This is a genomic window from Mesorhizobium sp. Ca11 (assembly GCF_020165275.1).
Taxonomy (GTDB): Bacteria; Pseudomonadota; Alphaproteobacteria; order Rhizobiales; family Rhizobiaceae; genus Mesorhizobium.
The window spans coordinates 1-19,289 of the sequence record NZ_JAIUHU010000007.1 but is presented as its reverse complement, the minus strand read 5'-3'; the positions used below and the strand labels follow the sequence as shown (position 1 = coordinate 19,289).

Here is a 19,289-nt window from a genome sequence, read left to right as displayed (position 1 = left end):
GTTGTTCTTCGTCTGGAACCGCTGGCCTGCCCTACCCGCGGGGGTAACGCGGTTCCGGACGAGTTACAGCGCCGCGCGCCTTTCGGCTCGCGCGGCGCTGAGGTTTCATGCCGGGCGCTCAGGCGGCCAGGCGAGCAATCCGCTGCAGCCGCTTCAGCGTGGTGTCATCCTGAAGCGCCTGCTGGAACAGCGTGATCTCGTGGTCGATGCGGTCGCACAACACGTCCGTATCTCCCTTGAGCAGGCTGCGCGTCTGCAGCAATGCCGCAACAGGCTTCTTGGCCAGCTGTTTGGCCCTCGCCAGCGTTGCTTCCTCGGCGCTGCCTTGCGTCACGATCTCGCCGACCAGGCCCAGCGCCTTGGCGTCTTCGACGCCCAGCGTATCGCCCAGGCAGAAGAAGCGGAATGCACCGGCATAGCCAAGCTTCTGGGGCGCCAGAATGCTGGTCGCCGCGTCCGGCACCAGGCCAAAATCGACGAACGGCACCCTGAAGGTGCTGCCCCTGGAAGCGATCACCATGTCGCAATGGAACAGGATGGTGCAGCCAACGCCGACGGCATCGCCGTCGACGCAGGCAAGGACCGGCTTGGGGAAGGTCGCCAACATGCGGAACATGTCGGTGACGGCGGCGATCAGCTCTCGGTGCTTGGTGGCGTCGAGGAACTCCGAGAAGTCGCCGCCAAGGCAGAAGCATCCGGCAAGGCCGCGCAGCATGACGACGCGGACCTCGTCGTTGACCGCCGCATCGCGCAAGGTCCTGGCAAGGCTCGCATAGGCGTGCCTGTCGAGCACCGGCCGGCCGTCATGCGAGGACACGGTGACGACCAGCGTATGGCCGCGCAGTTCCGGTTCGGGATGGAAACTCATGACCGCCTCCATCACGAAGCCTGCTTGAGGCCGAGCAGACCGGGATAGCCCCTATTCAGCACCGGCAGGTGGTGGTTGCGGCGGGCCCGCACGACATCGAGCGTATGCTCGGTGAAGGTGAGCAGCGTCGCCACGACCTGCTGGTTGCCATAGGTGCGCTGGTAACCGAGCGGCGTCGCCAGGAAGTGCAGTTGCAGGGCGCGCAGCACCCACATCGGCTCGAACTCGATGATGACCTGGTTGACGTTGCGCTTCAGGCCCCATTCGACGAAGCCGGCGATCAGCTCGGTGCCGACCGTCGAGACGCCGCGTTTGCCGTCGCGAAAACCCGGAGCCACCGCGTAGCGGGTCAGTTCCCACACATTCGGCCCCGAGGGGGACGGTCCTTCGCAGAGATCCGACAGAACATCCGTCAGAAGATGCGGCCGTGTGGTCGGCAGCATGCGCTGGTAACCAGCCAGTTCGCCGTTGCGGATGACGAGGTGGTGTTCGGCCTCGTCATGATCGAACTGGTCGATCTCGAGCTGGTCCGGACGGTCGAGATCGGTCCAACCCATCTCCTCGACGAAGATCTTGTAGCGCAAGCGATGGACCGCCTCCCAAAGATCGGGGCGTTCCATCAGTTCCTGAGTGGTAAGGGCAAAAAGCATTAGCCGTCTCCTGGGCTTAAGAGGAAGATACGGCCGTGATGTCCCTTAAAATATTACGCGAATGCGCAGGCAAGAATTTCCAGGTCGGCACGGCCGACCTAGCTAATATAGCCGCGCCTAATCGCCTCCGCGACTGCCTGTACCCGGTTGGCTGCGCCGAGTTTGCTCTTGGCGTTAAGAAGGTGTTTCTCGGAAGTGTGTTCCGAGATGCCGAGGATTTGCGAGATCTCCCATTCGGACTTGCCGACGGCGGCCCATTGCAGGCACTCCCGCTCACGCGCCGTCAATTCTATGTGATCGATGACGCTGTCGGCCTTGGTGTGCAGTTGCATGGCGCGGCCTATCGCATAGGTCGACGCGAGCGAGACCATTCCGAATTCCGCATCCGACAGTTCAACGGATTCGCCGCCCAGCGAGACCATCACGATCTGGCCGTCGAGCGTGACCAGCGGAAACGCCAAGCCGTCGCGCAGCTTGAACTCGCGGGCGTCGCCCATGACTTCGTCGCTGTTCTTGTCGATCAGGGCGTTCTTGGAAGCGTCCCGCCATTGGAACGGCGCCTGAAGCTGCTTCATGTGACTGACGACCGGGTCGTGATCGACATAATTGCGCGCTACATAGCGCTCCAGCCATTCGCCGGGCCAATCGCAAAGCATCACATGCTGTTTCTGCCGCCCGCGCGGCGTGCCCGGCTGCGGCACGGTTCCCGCCATCAAGGCGGTCAGGCCGAAGCTCGAAGTGATGCCGAGCAGCCTCTCGCAGACCGCGGCCGCGGTGCCAGCATGCTGCAACTGGTCTATGTATTCCAGAGTTCTGTCGAACAGGCCCATCGCAACATCTACCCCATGTTGCTTCTGCTTTTTCATTACCGACGGTAGATGCCCGAACCCCCATTCGTCATCAACCCCCGCGTCGCAATCTCCTCAGCAAAACCGGCAGCTCCCCCCTTCCGGCACGCAAGGTCACTTGCAAACGTGCTAAAGCATACGCTGAATTTGGCTGCTTGAAATCAAAAACCGTTGTGCCTGCCCCCCTTTTCATACGAAAAGCCAAGAAAGCTGTCTGGGCGGAGCCTTATCGTGAAATTGCGGTGGATATTTCTGGCCCTGATATCGGCACTGGCAGGCGCGCTGCCCTTTGCCGGACCGACTCAGGCGGCGGAGCCGCAGGTGCCGGTGCTATGGGACGCCAAGGAGCGGCTGCCGAAACCCGATCTCTCCGCGCTGCCGCGGCTCAGATTCCTCACCACCACCGATTTTCCGCCGTTCAACTTCCTCGACGGCGCCGGCCGCCTGTCGGGTTTCCACATCGATCTGGCGCGGGCGATCTGCGCTGAACTGGGCGTCGCCGAAAAGTGCCAGGTCCAGGCTTTGCCGTGGAACGAACTGGACGATGCTCTCCAGAAAGGCGAAGGCGAGGCGATCATCGCCGGCATCGCCGCGACACCGGACAGCCGCGAGAAATACGCCTTCTCGCGCTCCTACATGCAATTCCCGGCTCGCTTCATCATGCCCAAGGCGAAGGCCTTCGCCGAGCCGATCCTCGACAAACTGCGAAGCAAGCGGGTCGGCGTCGTCGCCGGCTCGGCGCATGAGAAAATGCTGCGGGACTACTTCAACACCGTGCAGGTGGTGACCTTCGACACACCGGAAGACCTCTATGCCGACCTCAAGGCCGGCAAGGTCGACGCCGCCTTCGGCGATGGCATGCGCTTTGCTTTCTGGCTGGGCGGCTCGGACGCCGCCGGCTGCTGCCGCTTCGCCGGCGGTCCTTATCTGGCGCCGGAATATCTGGGCTCGGGCATGGCGATCGCCACCCGCAAGAACGACACAGCGCTTGCCGCCGCCTTCGACTACGCGCTGCAGGAAATCTCGATCAAGGGCACCTTCGCCGAGTTCTACCTGCGCTATTTCCCGGTGAGTTTTTTCTAGCCGGTTATCCAGCAATTCCGAACAGAAGGCTGCGGCGAAGTCGCCGAGCCTAACCGCTCAGACTTTTCCTGGATTGCTTCATGTCAGCGAGCGCAAGCGCGCCTTGGCCGCGCGGGCGATCGCGGCGACGGTCAGCGTGTCGAGGTCGAGCTTGAGGCGGATGAGCTGGAGGACGCGCACTTCCTCCATGCGCATTTCGAGATCGACGGCGGCAACCTCGAAAGCAGCCGCATAGGCGGTGTCGCGCAGCCGCTCCGGCAGCGCCTCGGCGACGCGCGCCAGCACGCCTTCCAGCCCGTCCTTCTCATGCAGCGCCTTCTGACACGCCTGCGCCACTGCAACCAGCCTGTCCTGGTTGAAGTCGACGAACACCGGCCAGGAGCGGACGACGTCGCCGATCCGCTCCAGCTCGACATCGGTCATGTCGCGATCGGAGGCCGATGTGATGACCATCAGGTGGATCAGGGCTTCGTGCGGCGTCAATGAAGGCATTCAAAACTCCTGAGGGCGCGCGTGTCATCTTTCCAAAACCGTGACACACTTTTGGATGACATGCACTGGATGATGGGCCCCGAACGTAGGAGCGCTATCGCGGTGTCGCAAGGAAAAGCGCCGCAAATCGTTGACGCTCCAGCCTGTCACGCCTAGAGACCGGTCGACAAATCCTTATCCGCCGCGAAGACGGCCATGACTGGAACTTTGACATGACGGGATCAAACATCATCGATCTCACTCCCGAGATGCTTGCCGCGGCGGCCGAGAGCAAGGCCTGGCCGTTCGAGGAAGCGAAGAAAGTCATCGCCCGCTACAAGGGCAAGGACTTCCCCGAGACCGTCCTGTTCGAGACCGGCTATGGCCCGTCCGGCCTGCCGCATATCGGCACCTTCGGCGAGGTGGCGCGCACGACCATGGTGCGGCATGCCTTCCGGGTGCTGACGCAAGACAAGGTCAAGACCAAGCTTCTGTGCTTCTCCGACGACATGGACGGCATGCGCAAGATCCCGGAGAGCGTGCCGGACCGCGCCGCGCTTGAGCCCTATCTGCATATGCCGCTTACCTCGGTGCCCAATCCGTTCGGCGGCGACTATGCGAGCTTCGCCGACCACAATAATGCGATGCTGTGCCGCTTCCTCGACACGTTCGGCTTCGACTACGAATTCGCCAGCGCAACGCAGTACTACAAGGCCGGCCGTTTCGACGAGGTGCTGCGGCGCGCCGCCGAACGCTATGACGAGATCATGGGCGTGATGCTGCCGACGCTCGGGCCGGAGCGCCAGGCGACCTACAGCCCGTTCCTGCCGATCTCGCCGAAGAGCGGCCGCGTGCTCTACGTGCCGATGATAAATGTCGACGCCAAGGCCGGCACCATCACCTTTGACGACGAAGGCACCGAGACGACGCTGCCTGTCACCGGCGGCCGTGTGAAGCTGCAATGGAAGCCGGATTTCGGCATGCGCTGGGCGGCGCTCGGCGTCGATTTCGAGATGTTCGGCAAGGACCACCAGACCAACGCGGCGATCTACGACCGCATCTGCAACATCCTCGGCGGACGCGCGCCGGAGCATTTCGTCTACGAGCTGTTCCTCGACGAGGAAGGCCAGAAGATCTCGAAGTCGAAGGGGAACGGCCTGACCATCGACGAATGGCTGACCTACGCGCCGACGGAGAGCCTCGGCCTCTACATGTATCAGCGGCCGCGGCAGGCGAAGAAGCTCTATTTCGACGTCATCCCGAAGGCGGTGGACGAGTATTACGCTTTCCTTGGCGCCTATCCGCGCCAGGACTGGAAGGAGCGGCTCGGCAATCCGGTATGGCACATGCATGACGGCAACCCGCCGGCCATCGACCTGCCGGTGCCTTTCGCGCTGCTGCTCAACCTGGTCAGCGCCTCCAACGCGCATGACAAGGCGGTGCTGTGGGGCTTCATCTCGCGGCATGCGCCGGGCGTGACGCCGAAGACGCATCCGGAGCTCGACCGGCTGACCGGCTACGCGATCCGCTATTTCGACGACTTCGTGAAGCCGACCAAGGTCTACCGCGCCGCCGACGAGGTGGAGCGCGAGGCGCTGGCCAAGCTCTCCGACGCGCTCGGCGCGCTGCCGCAGGGCGCCGATGGCGAAGCGATCCAGAACGCCGCGCTCAATGTCGCGCGCAAGATCGAGCGCTACCAGGATCATTCCAAGCAGAGCCCGGAAGGCGGCCCCGGCGTGTCGGTCGCCTTCTTCCAGATGATCTACCAGGTGCTGATCGGCCAGGAACGCGGGCCGCGCTTTGGTTCCTTCGCGGCGCTTTACGGCATCGCCGAAACACGCGCGCTCATTGAGCGGGCGCTGGCTGGTCAACTGGCGGCGTAACCGCGCCGCCATCAGCCGGCAGGATCGAATCCGGCGCGACCGGCGCCGGCCCTGACGCGGCCGGCAGCGCCGGCAGACCGTCAAGTTCTGGCGCCGGGCCGAAAATACCCTTCTTTGCGGCGCGGGCCTTGTTCCCGGCCTCGACATAGGGACCGCCTTGCGCCGCGCGCGCCCAGCCATTCTCGACCAACCACTGGCCGATGTCCCGGTTGCCGATATGGCATTCGGCGGTAATGATGTCGCGACCGCCGTCCGGCGGCACCGTGCAGGCGACCGCACGGCCACGCAGGAAGGCGCGGAAGGCTGTTCTGGCGCGCGTGCCGCAGGCCCAGCTCTTGCCCGCGTCGCTACAGGTTTCGTCGGCCTTGACGACGTCCACGCCGGACACGGCGACCGCGTAGCCCTTCGACTCGATGAGCCCGGCGGCGGTGGCGACCGGCTGGAACAATTTTGTGCCGTTCCAATCGCCTGGCATCTTCGTTTTGGGCGGCTTGGGCGGCCCGGCCAGCGCCAGATCGCTGAGCGGTGCGCGCGGCTCCACCCGTTCGAGTTCCTGGTCCGACAGTTCCGGCGGCGCCACGACGTCGGGATCGATGGCCCTCGAATGAGCGGCAGGCTTCGGTGGGCGCGGAGCGGCCGGCGCCGGAATGGCCGAGGTCGCGGGCTCTCGCTCCGTATCGGAACCGGAAAGGGTATCGCCGCCGGTTGGAAGCGCATCGGCAATGGGATCGATCTGATCGACCGTGACGGCGCTTTCGTGACCCTTGACCGTCTGTCCGCCGGCAACAACGAGCGCCGCCATTACGGGAATTGCCAGAACCGCCAGGGCTGTCTGAAGAAGCCGCATAAGCCCGGCCTACTGGCTCGCCCAGACGATGCGCGCCATCCATTCGATATCGCGCGTCGGGATGTCGCGGTCCGGATGGGCGGGGTTGAGCGAAACCAGCACGATCGATTTCACCGTTTGCCGGTCGAGCACCTTGGCCATTACCTCGCCGGCGGTGGTCTTGACGACGACACGGTCGCCCTTGCGCGTCGGCGCGCCCGGTTCCACGATCAGAACATCGCCATTGCGGTAGAGCGGCAGCATGGAATCGCCCTGCACCTGCAGTGCGTAGGACGTCTCGGTCGCCCGCGCCGGAAGCTCGACCAGATCCCAGCCCTGCCCTGCCGGATAGCCGGCATCGTCGAAGAAGCCTCCCGCGCCGGCCTGGGCGAAACCAAGCAACGGGACGGCGCTGCGCTGTTGGGCTATGGCGGCGCCGCCGCGCCCTTCGACCAGTCCGGTGAATTCCTCGAGCGACGCGCCGGTGGCCTCGATGATCTTGGCCAGCGATTCGGTCGAGGGCCAGCGCGGCCGGCCATCGGAAGACAGGCGCTTCGACTTGTTGAAGGCCGTCGAATCGAGGCCCGCGCGCCGGGCAAGACCGGAAGCCGATAGCGAATAGCGCTCGGCGAGAGCGTCAATGGCGGCCCATACGCGGTCGTGTGAGAGCACGCGCGCTCTCCTTCAAACAGGAAAAAATGCCTCATGCCTGTCTAGCGCGCGACCACACCATTGTCCACCGGTAGCGGTGGACCGGGATGGAAAGTGATACGCAGGCACAGATGTGCGTGGTTCCGCACACTAATCGAGCCGGCTTTCGTCGCCGACCCTGTAGGGGCCACGGCTGGACGCCGTGGCCATGGTGCGCGCCATTCGCCCCCAGACATACATCTTGGGTTGATCAGGCCGCCTCTCGGACCTCGCCCTTCCGGTAAGGGTCGAAGCGCTGGTAGAAGGTCTCGCCCTTCTCGGCCATGTCGAGCAGAAGCTTCGGCGCCTTGAACTCGGCGCCATACTTCTTCTGCAGCCCCTTGGCGATCTTGACGAAACGCTTGGCGCCGATGCCGTCGATGTAGGACAGCGTGCCGCCGGTGAAGGGCGCGAAGCCGAAGGCAAGGATCGAGCCGACATCGGCCTCGCGCGGATCGGTGACGATGCCCTCTTCCATCACCCGCGCCGCTTCCAGCGCGATGGTGACCAGCAGGCGCTGCTTCAGCTCCTCATAATCGACCTTTTCGGGCTTCAGCTGCGGATAGAGATCCTTCAGACCCGGCCACAGCTTCTTCTTCGCGGGCTTGGCCGGATAATCGTAGAAACCCTTGCCGTTCTTGCGGCCGAAGCGGCCGTGCGTGTCGACCATGGTGTTGATCAGCGCCATCTGTCTGGGGTCGACAGCCTTCTCGCCCAGATCCCTGATGGTCTGCTTCATGATCTTCTGGGCAAGGTCGACGGCCGTCTCGTCGGTCAGCGCCAGCGGGCCAACCGGCATGCCGGCGGCCTTGGCGGCGTTCTCGATCATCGGCGCCGGAACGCCCTCGATCAGCATCTTATAGGCTTCCGACATGTAGCGCAGCACGCAGCGGTTGACGTAGAAGCCGCGCGTGTCGTTGACGACGATCGGCGTCTTCTTGATGGCGCGCACGAAGTCGAAGGCGACGGCCAAGGCCTTGTCGCCTGTCTTCTTGCCGAGGATGATCTCGACCAGCATCATCTTGTCGACGGGCGAGAAGAAGTGGATGCCGATGAAGTTCTTGGGCCGCGCCGAATTCTTCGCCAGGGCGGTGATCGGGATGGTGGACGTGTTGGAAGCGAAGATCGCCGACGATTTCAGCACCGCTTCGGCCTTCTCCGTGGCTTCCTTCTTGACGCTCGAATCTTCGAAGACCGCTTCGACGACGAGATCGCAGCCGGCAAGGTCGGCATAGTCCGCCGTCGGGGTGATCAACGACAGAAGCTTGTCCTTGTCCTCGGGTTTGGCGCGGCCCTTCTTGACCTGATCGGCCATCAGGCTGTCGGAATGCGCCTTGCCCTTCTCGGCCGACGGCAGATCGCGGTCGAGCAGCACCACGGGAATGCCGGCTCGTGCGGTGACATAGGCGATGCCGGCGCCCATGAAGCCGGCGCCGAGAATGCCGATCTTCTTGAACTTGGTGTCCGGCACGCCGGCAGGGCGGCGCGCGCCCTTGTTCAATTCCTGCAGCGAGACGAACAGCGAGCGGATCATCGCCGCCGCTTCCTTCGACTGCATGATTTCGGTGAAATAGCGCTGCTCGATCCTGAGCGCCGTGTCGAAGGGCACCAGCAGGCCTTCATAGACGCATTTCAGGATCGCGGCCGCGGCAGGATAATTGCCGTAGGTTTCGCGACGCAGGATGGCGATCGCCGGCGGCCAGAGATTGGCGCCGGCCGCCGAATAGATCGGACCGCCCGGCAGCTTGAAGCCCTTCTCGTCCCACGGCGCCACCGGCTTCAGGCCGTTCTTGATCATCGCCTTGGCGGCCTCGATGAGTTTCGAGGGCTCGGCGATCTCGTGGATCAGGCCCATCGCCTTCGCCTTTTGCGGCGTCAAGTTCTGCCCGGTGGTCAGCATCTGTAGCGCCTGCTGCTGGTCGGTCAGCCGCGGCACGCGCTGGGTGCCGCCGGCACCGGGGAAGATGCCGATCTTCACCTCGGGCAGCGCCATCTTCACCTTGTCGGAATCGGCGGCGACGCGGCCGTGGCAGGCGAGCGACATCTCGAAGGCACCGCCCATGCAGGTGCCGTTGATCGCCGACACCCAAGGCTTGCCGCAGGTCTCGATCTTGCGGAAAAGACCGGTCATATAGCCGGCATTGTCGAACAGCGCCTTGGCCGCCTTCTCAAGGTCATTCTCCTTGTCGACGGCAAAGGTCGCCAGCATCTTCTGCAGCATGGTGATGTCGGCGCCGCCGGAGAAGCTGTCCTTGCCCGAGGTGATGACGACTCCCTTGATGGCGGCATCGGCGGTCACATGATCGACTATGGCGTTCAGCTCGCGCATCACCTCCTCGGTGAAGACGTTCATCGAGCGGTCCGGCATGTCCCAGGTGACCAGCGCAATGCCGTCGGCGTCCACGTCGAGGGTAAAATTGGTGTAGCTCATCTCTTCTCTCCCCGTCAGACGCGTTCGATAATGGTTGCGGTGCCCATGCCGGCGCCGATGCAGAGCGTGACCAGCGCGGTGTTGAGATCGCGGCGCTCCAGCTCGTCCAGCACCGTGCCCAGGATCATGGCGCCGGTAGCGCCGAGCGGATGGCCCATCGCGATCGCGCCGCCATTGACGTTGATCTGGTCGTGCGGGATGTCGAAGGCCTGCATGTAGCGCAGCACGACGGAGGCGAAGGCCTCGTTGAGCTCGAACAGGTCGATGTCCGACTGCTTCATCTTGGCGCGCTTCAGGAGCTTCTCGGTGACGTCGACCGGACCGGTCAGCATCAGCACCGGTTCCGAGCCGATATTGGCGAAGGCGCGGATGCGCGCGCGCGGCTTCAGTCCCATCGCCTTGCCGGCCTTCTTGGAGCCGAGCAGCACGGCGGCGGCGCCGTCGACGATGCCCGAGGAATTGCCGGCATGGTGGACGTGGTTGACCTCCTCGACCTCGGGATGCTTCTGCACGGCGACCGCGTCGAAGCCGCCCATTTCACCGGGCATGACGAAGGACGGGTTGAGCGAGGCTAGCGACTGCATGTCGGTCGTAGGCCGCATGTGCTCGTCATGGTCGAGGATGGTGAGACCATTCTGGTCCTTGATCGGGATCACCGAATTCTTGAAACGGCCCTCGCCCCAGGCCTTGGCGGCTCGCTTCTGGCTCTCGACGGCGTAGGCGTCGACGTCATCGCGTGAAAACCCGTATTTGGTGGCGATCAGGTCGGCCGAGATGCCTTGCGGCACGAACCAGCCGGGCAGGCCGACGGAGGGGTCCATGAACCAGGCGCCGCCCGACATGCCCATGCCGACGCGCGACATCGATTCGACACCGCCGGCAATGACGATCTCATCCGCCCCTTGCGCGATCTTGGCGGCGCCGAAATTGATGGCGTCGAGACCCGAGGCGCAGAAGCGCGATATCTGCATGCCGGGCGCCGAGGTCGCGTAGCCGGCCTCGAAGGCGGCTGCACGCGGAATGACGGAGCCCGCCTCGCCGACCGGATCGACACAGCCGAAGATGATGTCGTCGACATTGCCGGTGTCGAGCCCGTTGCGGTCGCGCAGCGCCTCAAGCGTCCTTGCGGCGAGCCGCACCGCCGGCACCTCGTGCAGCGAGCCATCTTTCTTGCCCTTGCCACGCGGCGTGCGCACGGCGTCATAGACGTAAGCCTCAGTCATTTTCGTGCTCCTTGGCTTTGCCGGCCGCCGCGCTCACAGAGAGCGCCCGATCAGCAATTTCATGATTTCGTTGGTGCCGCCATAGATGCGCTGGACGCGGGCGTCGCGGTACATGCGGGCGATCGGATATTCATTCATGTAGCCATAGCCGCCGTGCAGTTGAAGGCATTCGTCGACGACTTTGCCCTGCAGATCGCTGAGCCAGTATTTGGCCATCGAGGCGGTCACCGGATCGAGACCGCCATCGATATGGCGGGCGACGCAGTCATTGTAGAAGACGCGGCCGATCGTGGCCTCGGTCTTCAATTCGGCCAGCTTGAACTGGGTGTTCTGGAACTCGATAACCGCCTTGCCGAAGGCCTTGCGTTCCTTGACGTAGTCGATGGTCAGCGCCAGCGCCCGCTCGATCATGGCGATCGCCCCGGTGCCGATCTGCAGCCGCTCCTGCGGCAATTGCTGCATCAGCTGGACGAAGCCCTTGCCTTCCTCGTCGCCAAGCAGGTTGGAGGTCGGCACGCGCACGTCGTTGAAGAACAGCTCGGATGTGTCGTTCGACTTCAGCCCGATCTTGTCGAGGTTGCGGCCGCGCTCGAAGCCCTCCACCTCATCGGTCTCGACGACGATCAGCGACGTGCCCTTGGCGCCCTTGTCCGGATCTGTCTTGGTGACGACGATGATCAGGTTGGCGAGCTGGCCATTGGTGATGAAGGTCTTCGAGCCGCTGATCTTGTAATGGTTGCCGTCCTTCCCGGCGCGGGTCTTGACGCCCTGCAGGTCGGAGCCGGCGCCGGGCTCCGTCATGGCGATGGCGCCGATCAGCTCGCCGGTCGCGAGCTTGGGCAACCATTTCTGTTTCTGCTCTTCGGAACCGTAATGCAGGATGTAGGGTGCTACGATCGAATTGTGCAGGCCGATGCCGAAGCCGTCGACGCCGACATGGCCGATCGCCTCGATGATGGCACTCTCATGCGCGAAGGTGCCGCCCGAGCCGCCGTATTGCTCCGGCATGGAAGCGCAGAGCAGGCCCGCCGCTCCCGCCTTCAGCCAGCTCTCGCGGTCGAACATCTCGTTCTTCTCGAACTCGTCGTAACGCGGCGCGATCTCCTCGGCCATGAAGCGCGATGCCATATCGTAGAGCATGCCGACCTCGTCCGCCGCCCAGGCGGGCTTTGGAAGACCAAGAATTTCGGCTGGATTTGTCGCCACGATTTCCTCCGCGTTCCGACACTTGTGGCCGGCGGTGCCGGCCCGCCAAACCTAGAACGCTTCCGCCGGCAGCGCCATCAGCGTGTCCGCGCCACTCGTTATGCGGGCGAGACGCGCCGCCGTTTCCGGCATGACGCGCTCCATGAAGAAGCGCGCGGTCGTGAGCTTGGCGTCGTAGAACGCGCCAGCGCCGTTGGCGCCGTCCTCGAGCTTCGCCTCAGCGGATTTCGCCATCTGCGCCCACATGTAGCCCAGCGCCACCAGGCCGAAGAGATGCATGTAGTCGCTCGAGGCCGCACCGGCATTGTCGGGCTTGGCCATGGCGTTCTGCACCAGCCACATGGTGGCCGCCTGCAGGTCGTTGAGGCCCTTCTTCAGCGCCTTGGTGAAGGGCGCCATCTTCTCATCAGTGCGGTTTTCCTCGCAGAACTCGCCGACTTCCTTGAAGAAGGCCTGCACGGCGCGACCGCCATTCTGCGCCAGCTTGCGGCCGACGAGGTCGAGCGCCTGGATGCCGTTGGCGCCTTCATAGAGCATGGCGATGCGGGCGTCGCGCACGAACTGGCTCATGCCGTGTTCTTCGATGTAGCCGTGGCCGCCGAACACCTGCTGCGCCATGACCGCATGGTCGAAACCCTTGTCGGTGAGCACGCCCTTGACCACCGGGGTCATCAGGCCGGTGTAGTCGTCGGCCGCCTGGCGGTCCTTGTCGTCACCGGAACGGTGCGCGACGTCGGACTTGATCGCCGTCCACAGCGCCAGCGCGCGGCCGGCCTCGTTGAAGGCCTTCATGGTCATCAGCGAGCGGCGGATGTCGGGATGGACGATGATCGGATCGGCCTTCTTGTCCGGCGCCTTGGCGCCCGACAGCGAGCGGCCTTGCAGGCGGTTCTTGGCGTAGGAGACGGCGTTCTGGTAGGCGATCTCGGAGACCGAAAGCCCTTGCAGGCCGACGCCGAGTCGGGCCTCGTTCATCATCGTGAACATGGCCTTCAAGCCGCCGTTCAATTCGCCGAGCAGCGTGCCCTCCGCCTCGTCATAATTCATGACGCAGGTCGAGTTGCCATGGATGCCCATTTTCTCCTCGATCGAGCCGCAGGAGACGGTGTTCCTCTCACCGGGATTGCCCGAGGCATCGAGCTTGAATTTCGGCACAATGAACAGCGAGATGCCCTTGACGCCTTCCGGCGCGCCTTCGGCGCGGGCAAGCACCAGGTGGACGATGTTGTCCGCCATGTCGTGCTCGCCGGCGGAGATGAAGATCTTCTGGCCGGAGATTCTGTAGCTGCCGTCGCCGTTGGGAACGGCCTTGGTGCGCAGCAGGCCAAGGTCGGTGCCGCAATGCGGCTCGGTCAGGTTCATGGTGCCGGTCCAGGTGCCCTCGATCAGCCTGGGCAGCCATGTCGCCTTCTGCTCCTCCGTGCCGTGGGTGACGATCGCCGCGATCGCGCCTTGCGTCAGGCCGGGATACATCATCAGCGCCATGTTGGCGGAAACCATATATTCGGAAACAGCCTGGTGCACCGTGTAGGGCAGGCCTTGGCCGCCGAACTCGACGGGTGCCGCAAGCCCCATCCAGCCGCCTTCGCGATACTGGTCGTAGGCGTCCTTGAAACCCTTCGGCGTCGTTACCGAGCCGTCGTCATGGCGCACGCAGCCTTCCATGTCGCCGACGCGGTTCAGCGGATGCATGACGTTTTCGGCCAGCTTGGCGCCTTCGGCGAGGATCGCCTCAAGCACGTCGGGCGTCGCATCCGAGAAACCCGGAAGATTGGAATAGCGCTGGTACCCCAGCACATCGTTGAGCACGAACAGCGTGTCCTGGATCGGCGCCCTGTAGATCGTCATGCCTTCCTCCACCCTTGCAGTCCCGGCCGGCCGGCAAGTTGCTGTCCACGTCCTGGACAGGAGGCCGGGGCCAATGTCGATGCCCCGATAGCAAATATTGACGTTTGCGTAAACGTCAACTTCGTCGCAGTCAAAAATTTTGTGAGTGGTCAGGCATCCTGGCGACAAAAAAGCCGCGCGGCTATGGCCACGCGGCTTTCAGTTTTGGATTGTCGCCGTTGAACGCGTGCGTTCACCCGGCGGCGCTTGCCTGCGGCGCCGCGGTGCGCTCGACGAGCATCTGGCGCACGACGGACATTGAGTTGCTTAACTCGCCGATGGCGTCGTCGATCAGCGCACGCTGCTTCTGCAGGCGGGCGAGTTGCTTCTCCGACTTGTCGAGGGCCAGCCGCAACTGCCTGGTGTTGGTGCCGGTCGGATCGTAGAGATCCATCATCTGCTTGACGTCGCGCAGCGAGAACCCGACCTTGCGGCCGAGCAGGATCAGCTTCAGGCGAGCCTTATCGCGGCGCGTATAGAGACGGGTCGAGCCGTCGCGATGCGGATTGAGCAGGCCCTTGTCTTCATAGAAACGCAGCGTGCGCAGCGTCACACCGTATTTCTTGGCCATCTCGCCGATGCGGACGAATTCCTCGCCGGCTTCGACCGGGATCTCATTGGTATTGGCCGCGGCTTCGCCGGGCGAAACAAGTTTCATGGTCACTGGCTTTCCCCTGGCGGCGTCGCGGTCGCGGACCAAGCGTCGCCTGAGTGGAAGCGGGGGCGTGCTTCCAATCGTGGTTGCAACAAGTCAATCGCAAGAGGCACGGCTTCGCACCTTTTACGTTTACGTCAATTCTATATCGACAGCCGCAAGGTGACGCAAGGGCGTTGTCGAAGCGGAGCTTTATGCCGCACCGCCAGGCGGCTCACGATTATGCGCGGCTTCTTAAGCTTGGTTAACGCCTTGTTTACCACGTTGGGCGAAATGTGCGCATGTCGGTCACCCGTGTTTATCCTGTAGAGAATTTTTCACGGTTTTCGAAGCGTGGGTGAAAACCCGGGAAGCCCGTCTTCCTCCGCAGCAAAACCGCTCGGCTCGCTTCGTTCCCGGCAGGCTAATGGGAGACCGGCCTCCGGCCGGCCATTCTGAACACGGGCGCATCGATGAACAGCAAGCGGTCCTATCTCGATACACTCAATGCCGGCAGGCAACGCCGGCCGCACGCCTCGCTCGAAGAACTGAACCGCTCGCTCGAAACCCTCGAGCAGCGGCTGGACCGCACGCGCGCCGACATGCCCGATCGCCCCGACCTGCGGCGGCCGCCAGTCGAGCCGCGTTATCCAAGCAGGCAGCCTTACGGCCAGCCGCGCTGGTACGAAGACACCTATGCCGCGCAAAGACCCTTGGACCGGCCGCAGCAGAACCCGGCGGCGCAGAATCCTGGCTCACAGTATCAGCGGCCGCAACCGCGCGCGCCGCAAAGTCCGGCGCCCGCCGCGCCCGCCTTCGACCAGGGCTATCAGGCGATCGCGCGTGACATCGACCGGGTGCGCGGCCAGGAAGACAGCGTCGCCATGGTCGGCAAGATCGCCGTCGAATTGCGCGGGCTGCGCGAGGAATTGCGTCACCAGATGACCGCCGGCCTGCAGCGCGAATTCGAGGCGTTTCGCCAGGACATCGACCGCGCTATGCAGGGCGGCGCCAACGGCCTGCCGGATAAGAGCAGCGCCGAGCTCGGTCTCGAATTCGAGCGGCTTTCGGGCGCCATCCAGACACTGGCCGAAAAGAGCGACGACCGCAGCGTCAACCTGCTGCGGCTAGAACTGGAACAGGTGAAGGGCGCGCTGGACACGCTGGCACGCGAGGAAAGCGTGCAGAAGGTCGACCGCCGCTGGGACGATTTCGACCGCCGCTGGAGCGCCTTCGAAGACCGCGTCGACGCTGATCAGCGCAAGCGCGCGGAAGGCCCGAGCCTTTCGGTGCTGACCGACCGGCTCGAACAGATCAGCAGCGCCGTCAACAACCTGCCGGAATCGCTTTCGCTGCGCTCGCTGGAGGAAAAGGTGCGCACGCTTGCCGGCGCGGTCGACCGTTTCGCCAGCCAGCAGACTATGCGCGGCGGCGAGACGCTGGCCATGATCGACGAGCGGCTGGACGAGATTTCCCGCGCCATCGTCGCCTCGACGGTGGCCGCGCAGGCCAATGCCTTCGACCCCGAGACCTTCGGCCGGATCGAGAAGCGCATGGCCTCCCTGGCGGCGCAGATCGAAGAGGTTGCGCAGTCGCGGCCCGGCGCGGAAGTCATTGATCACCTCAACCTTCTTACCAGCCGTGTGGATCAGTTGGCCGGCAGGGCAGACCTGCCCGAGCAGGCCATGGAGCGGCTCGGCAAGCAGATTGCCTTGATCACCGACAAGATGGACCGCGCGCAGGCCATGCCCGACGCCGATCATATCTTCCAAGGCCTGGAACAGCGCTTCGAGGCACTGTCCATGTTAATCGAGCGCCGCCAGGGCGATGCGATGGAACAGGGCAATATGCTGTTTCGCGATCTAGAGCGTCGGCTGGACGAGGTCGCGGACCGGCTCGACCAGCGCATGCGCCAGGATGAGAGCGCCGGCATCATGGAGGTGATCGACGCCCGCTTCACCGCTTTGGCCAAGCGCATCGAGACACGCACGCCGGATCCCGCCAACGACGCGGCGATCCGCGGGCTGGAAAGCCGGCTCGAGGATATTTCCAGCCGGCTGGAAATGTCCGCGCAGCAGGTCGCGGGCATCGATCCGGCGCTGATCCGCAGCCTGGAGGCGCAGGTCGCCGGCCTGTCGGCGCATCTTTCCAAGCCCGGCACGCCGCTGCCCGAATTCGAGGACATCAGCCCGCGCCTCAACGAGATCGAGAAGTCGCTGGCGGGCACGCGCGATTCCATCCTGACCGTGGCGCGCGAGGCGGCTGAGAGCGCCGTCAGATCGCTTGCCGACTCGACGTCCAGCACGGCCCAGAGCAACGCGACCGCCGTTGCCGGCCTCGCCCAGGACCTGAAGACGCTCGAAGCGCTCACCCGCCGCTCCGACGAACGCAACTCGCGCACATTCGAGGCGATCCACGATACGCTGCTCAAGATCGTCGACAGGCTCGGCTCGCTCGAATCGGACGAGACCAGCGAAGCGGTCAGCGAACTGGTGGATCCGCAGCCGGCCGGCAAGCGCGGCGGCCGCGGCGGCAAGATCGCGGTGCAGGACGCGCCTTCGATGGATATCGACCAGCCGCTGCCGCTCACGGGGGACATGGCCGGTCTCGAAGGCCGTGCGGCTGCGATCATGCGCGATGAGCCAGACGCGCCGCGCACGCCTGCCGAGGCCGCGGCGGCAGCAGCCATGGCGGCCCTCGGGCCGGATGCGATCGGCGACAAGAGCGAGACGGCCGGCCGCAGGAGATCGATGTTCAGCGGCCTGGCGCGCGCTTTCAAGGGCAAGAAAGATGCGGACACGCAGCCGCTTGCCGGCTCTGCGCCGGTCGGTGACGTGCCAAGCGTCGACATCGACGAGCCGCTCGACCCCAAGGCCGCCAACCGGCCGTTGGAGCCCGGTTCCGGCGCGCCGGACCTCAACGCTATCATGAAACGCGTGCGCGACGAGCGCGGCGGCCAGCCGGTCAAGCGCAACGAGAGCGATGCCGCCAAGTCCGATTTCATCGCCGCGGCCCGCCGCGCGGCCCAGGCCGCAGCCGCGGAAGCCGACACGCTGAAGCGGCAATCGACCCTGACCGGCCCGGTGAAGGCGCTGAGGATAGGCGACCTGCTCAAGGCGCGGCGCAAGCCGATCCTGATGGCGGCGGCCGCGATCATGATGGCGCTGGCCGGCCTGCAGTTGGGCAAGGCCTTTTTGTCAGATCCGGTCGAGACGGCCAACAACCAGCCCGCGCCGGTCGTCTCTCCGCAGACGGTCGAGACGGAAACAGCACAGGACGAAAGCGGCCCGGCCCGGCCCGTCAGGCAGGCCGAGCCCGTCAAGGACGCGGCACTCGCCGCTTCTACGTCTTCCAGTCCCGAAAATGCCGCAGCCATGCCCGCCGAACCGGCGCCCGCGCCAGTGGCGCTTGCTGCGCCTACCGCGCCGGTGCCGGCTCCCATGGCTTCGGCAACGCCGCCCGAACCCGCCGCCGCAGCCGTCTCCGCGGCGGATACGGATGGCGACACGCAGCCGATGGCCAAGGACCCCATGACGGCCAGTCCGGCAGCCGAGGGCGCCGCCGCCAGCACACCGACGGCCACTTCCGCCGATACGACAGGCGCCGTGCCGACGGCCGGGAACCAGGCCGCCGCGGCCAAATTCGACATTCCTTCCGAAATCGGTCCGGTGGCGCTGCACGATGCGGCCGCCGGCGGCGACGCCAAGGCGCTGTTCGAGATCGGCTCGCGCTATGCGGAATCGCGCGGCGTGAAGGAAGACATGAAGGCGGCCGCCAAATGGTACGAGCAGTCGGCCGAGCTCGGCTTCGCGCCGGCCGAATACCGCATCGGCAATTTCTACGAAAAAGGCATCGGCGTCGCGCGCGACATCAAGAAGGCCAAGACCTACTACCAGCTCGCCGCAGAACAGGGCAATGCCAGCGCCATGCACAATCTGGCGGTGCTGTTCGCCATGGCGGCGGACGGCGTGACCGACAATGAATCGGCGACGCACTGGTTCCAGGAAGCCGCCGACCTCGGCGTCAAAGACAGCCAGTTCAACCTCGGCATCCTGGCTGCCAAGGGCGTCGGCATGAAGCAGAACCTGGAGGAATCCTACAAGTGGTTCGCGCTCGTCGCCAAGACCGGCGACAAGGACGCTGCGGCCAAGCGCGACGAGATCGCCAATGCGCTCAGGCCCGAACAGCTCGAGCGGGCGCGCGCCGCCACGGAATTGTGGAAGGCCAAGCCGCTCAACGCGGCCGCCAACTCGGCCGACGTTCCGGAGTCCTGGCAGGACAGCACTCCGCAGACGACCGCCGGCATCGATATGAAGAAGGCGGTGAAGAACATCCAGCTGATCCTCAACAAGAACGGCTATGATGCCGGCGGCGCCGACGGCGTTATGGGCGGCAAGACCAAGACCGCCATCATGGCCTTCCAGACCGACAACAAGATGAAGCCGACGGGCGAGATCGACGCGCCGCTCGTCAAGGCGCTCCTGGCGCACAAATAACGGTGGACGCGTCGCATATGCGACGCCCTGCCACACATTTGCCTGTTAACTGATTGAGATGGTTTTTGTTTCGGCGCGGGGGGGGGGGTTTTA

Annotated in this window: 14 protein-coding genes; 3 read left to right on the top strand and 11 right to left on the bottom strand. The window is 64.5% G+C overall.

Annotated elements, in window-relative coordinates:
- Positions 1–118 precede the first annotated feature (118 nt).
- From LB538_RS14225 to LB538_RS14215, 3 genes are all read right to left on the bottom strand, one after another.
- Positions 119–868, bottom strand: coding sequence for an enoyl-CoA hydratase-related protein (locus tag LB538_RS14225; RefSeq protein WP_140845695.1), 750 nt, complete (start codon positions 866–868; stop codon positions 119–121).
- A gap of 11 nt (positions 869–879) precedes the next feature.
- Complete coding sequence (locus tag LB538_RS14220; protein WP_095765902.1) at positions 880–1,518, bottom strand: acyl-homoserine-lactone synthase; 639 nt, start codon at positions 1,516–1,518, stop codon at positions 880–882.
- A 98-nt stretch (positions 1,519–1,616) separates the two neighbouring features.
- Positions 1,617–2,348 (bottom strand): LuxR family transcriptional regulator, encoded by a 732-nt coding sequence (locus LB538_RS14215; RefSeq protein ID WP_095765903.1) that lies wholly within the window; start codon positions 2,346–2,348, stop codon positions 1,617–1,619.
- 249 nt (positions 2,349–2,597) lie between these two features.
- Between LB538_RS14215 and LB538_RS14210 the strand changes: the two genes are divergently transcribed.
- Positions 2,598–3,449, top strand: a complete 852-nt coding sequence (locus LB538_RS14210) for a transporter substrate-binding domain-containing protein (RefSeq protein WP_411909016.1) — start codon at positions 2,598–2,600, stop codon at positions 3,447–3,449.
- 78 nt (positions 3,450–3,527) lie between these two features.
- Here LB538_RS14210 and LB538_RS14205 read toward each other — a convergent pair whose 3' ends face one another.
- The gene (locus LB538_RS14205; RefSeq protein WP_095765904.1) at positions 3,528–3,941 is read right to left on the bottom strand and encodes a tellurite resistance TerB family protein; all 414 of its coding nucleotides are present in this window, start codon (positions 3,939–3,941) and stop codon (positions 3,528–3,530) included.
- A gap of 212 nt (positions 3,942–4,153) precedes the next feature.
- On the opposite strand from LB538_RS14205, the gene LB538_RS14200 reads away from it, so the two are divergent.
- Positions 4,154–5,803, top strand: a complete 1,650-nt coding sequence (locus LB538_RS14200) for a lysine--tRNA ligase (RefSeq protein WP_224523430.1) — start codon at positions 4,154–4,156, stop codon at positions 5,801–5,803.
- Here the strand turns inward: LB538_RS14200 and LB538_RS14195 are convergent.
- The 7 genes from LB538_RS14195 to LB538_RS14165 form a co-directional block, all read right to left on the bottom strand.
- Positions 5,766–6,650, bottom strand: a complete 885-nt coding sequence (locus LB538_RS14195; RefSeq protein ID WP_411909015.1) for a thermonuclease family protein — start codon at positions 6,648–6,650, stop codon at positions 5,766–5,768. The two genes, LB538_RS14200 and LB538_RS14195, sit on opposite strands and share 38 nt — an antisense overlap.
- A gap of 9 nt (positions 6,651–6,659) precedes the next feature.
- Positions 6,660–7,301 carry a helix-turn-helix transcriptional regulator gene (locus LB538_RS14190; RefSeq protein ID WP_140845691.1) on the bottom strand — a complete coding sequence of 214 codons (642 nt, stop codon included), beginning with the start codon at positions 7,299–7,301 and terminating at the stop codon, positions 6,660–6,662.
- Positions 7,302–7,530: 229 nt separating this feature from the next.
- Positions 7,531–9,750 carry a 3-hydroxyacyl-CoA dehydrogenase NAD-binding domain-containing protein gene (locus tag LB538_RS14185; protein ID WP_224523426.1) on the bottom strand — a complete coding sequence of 740 codons (2,220 nt, stop codon included), beginning with the start codon at positions 9,748–9,750 and terminating at the stop codon, positions 7,531–7,533.
- 14 nt (positions 9,751–9,764) lie between these two features.
- Positions 9,765–10,973, bottom strand: coding sequence for an acetyl-CoA C-acetyltransferase (locus LB538_RS14180; protein WP_140845687.1), 1,209 nt, complete (start codon positions 10,971–10,973; stop codon positions 9,765–9,767).
- 33 nt (positions 10,974–11,006) lie between these two features.
- A complete protein-coding gene (locus tag LB538_RS14175; RefSeq protein WP_224523425.1) occupies positions 11,007–12,179 on the bottom strand; it encodes an acyl-CoA dehydrogenase family protein in 1,173 nt (390 codons plus the stop codon).
- 51 nt (positions 12,180–12,230) lie between these two features.
- Positions 12,231–14,027: an acyl-CoA dehydrogenase gene (locus LB538_RS14170; protein WP_224523424.1), complete on the bottom strand. Its 1,797-nt coding sequence runs from the start codon at positions 14,025–14,027 to the stop codon at positions 12,231–12,233.
- 232 nt (positions 14,028–14,259) lie between these two features.
- Entirely contained in the window at positions 14,260–14,724 is a 465-nt protein-coding gene (locus LB538_RS14165; RefSeq protein ID WP_095766190.1) for a MerR family transcriptional regulator, read from the bottom strand.
- Positions 14,725–15,173: 449 nt separating this feature from the next.
- On the opposite strand from LB538_RS14165, the gene LB538_RS14160 reads away from it, so the two are divergent.
- Positions 15,174–19,196, top strand: coding sequence for an SEL1-like repeat protein (locus LB538_RS14160; protein ID WP_224523423.1), 4,023 nt, complete (start codon positions 15,174–15,176; stop codon positions 19,194–19,196).
- Positions 19,197–19,289 lie beyond the last annotated feature (93 nt).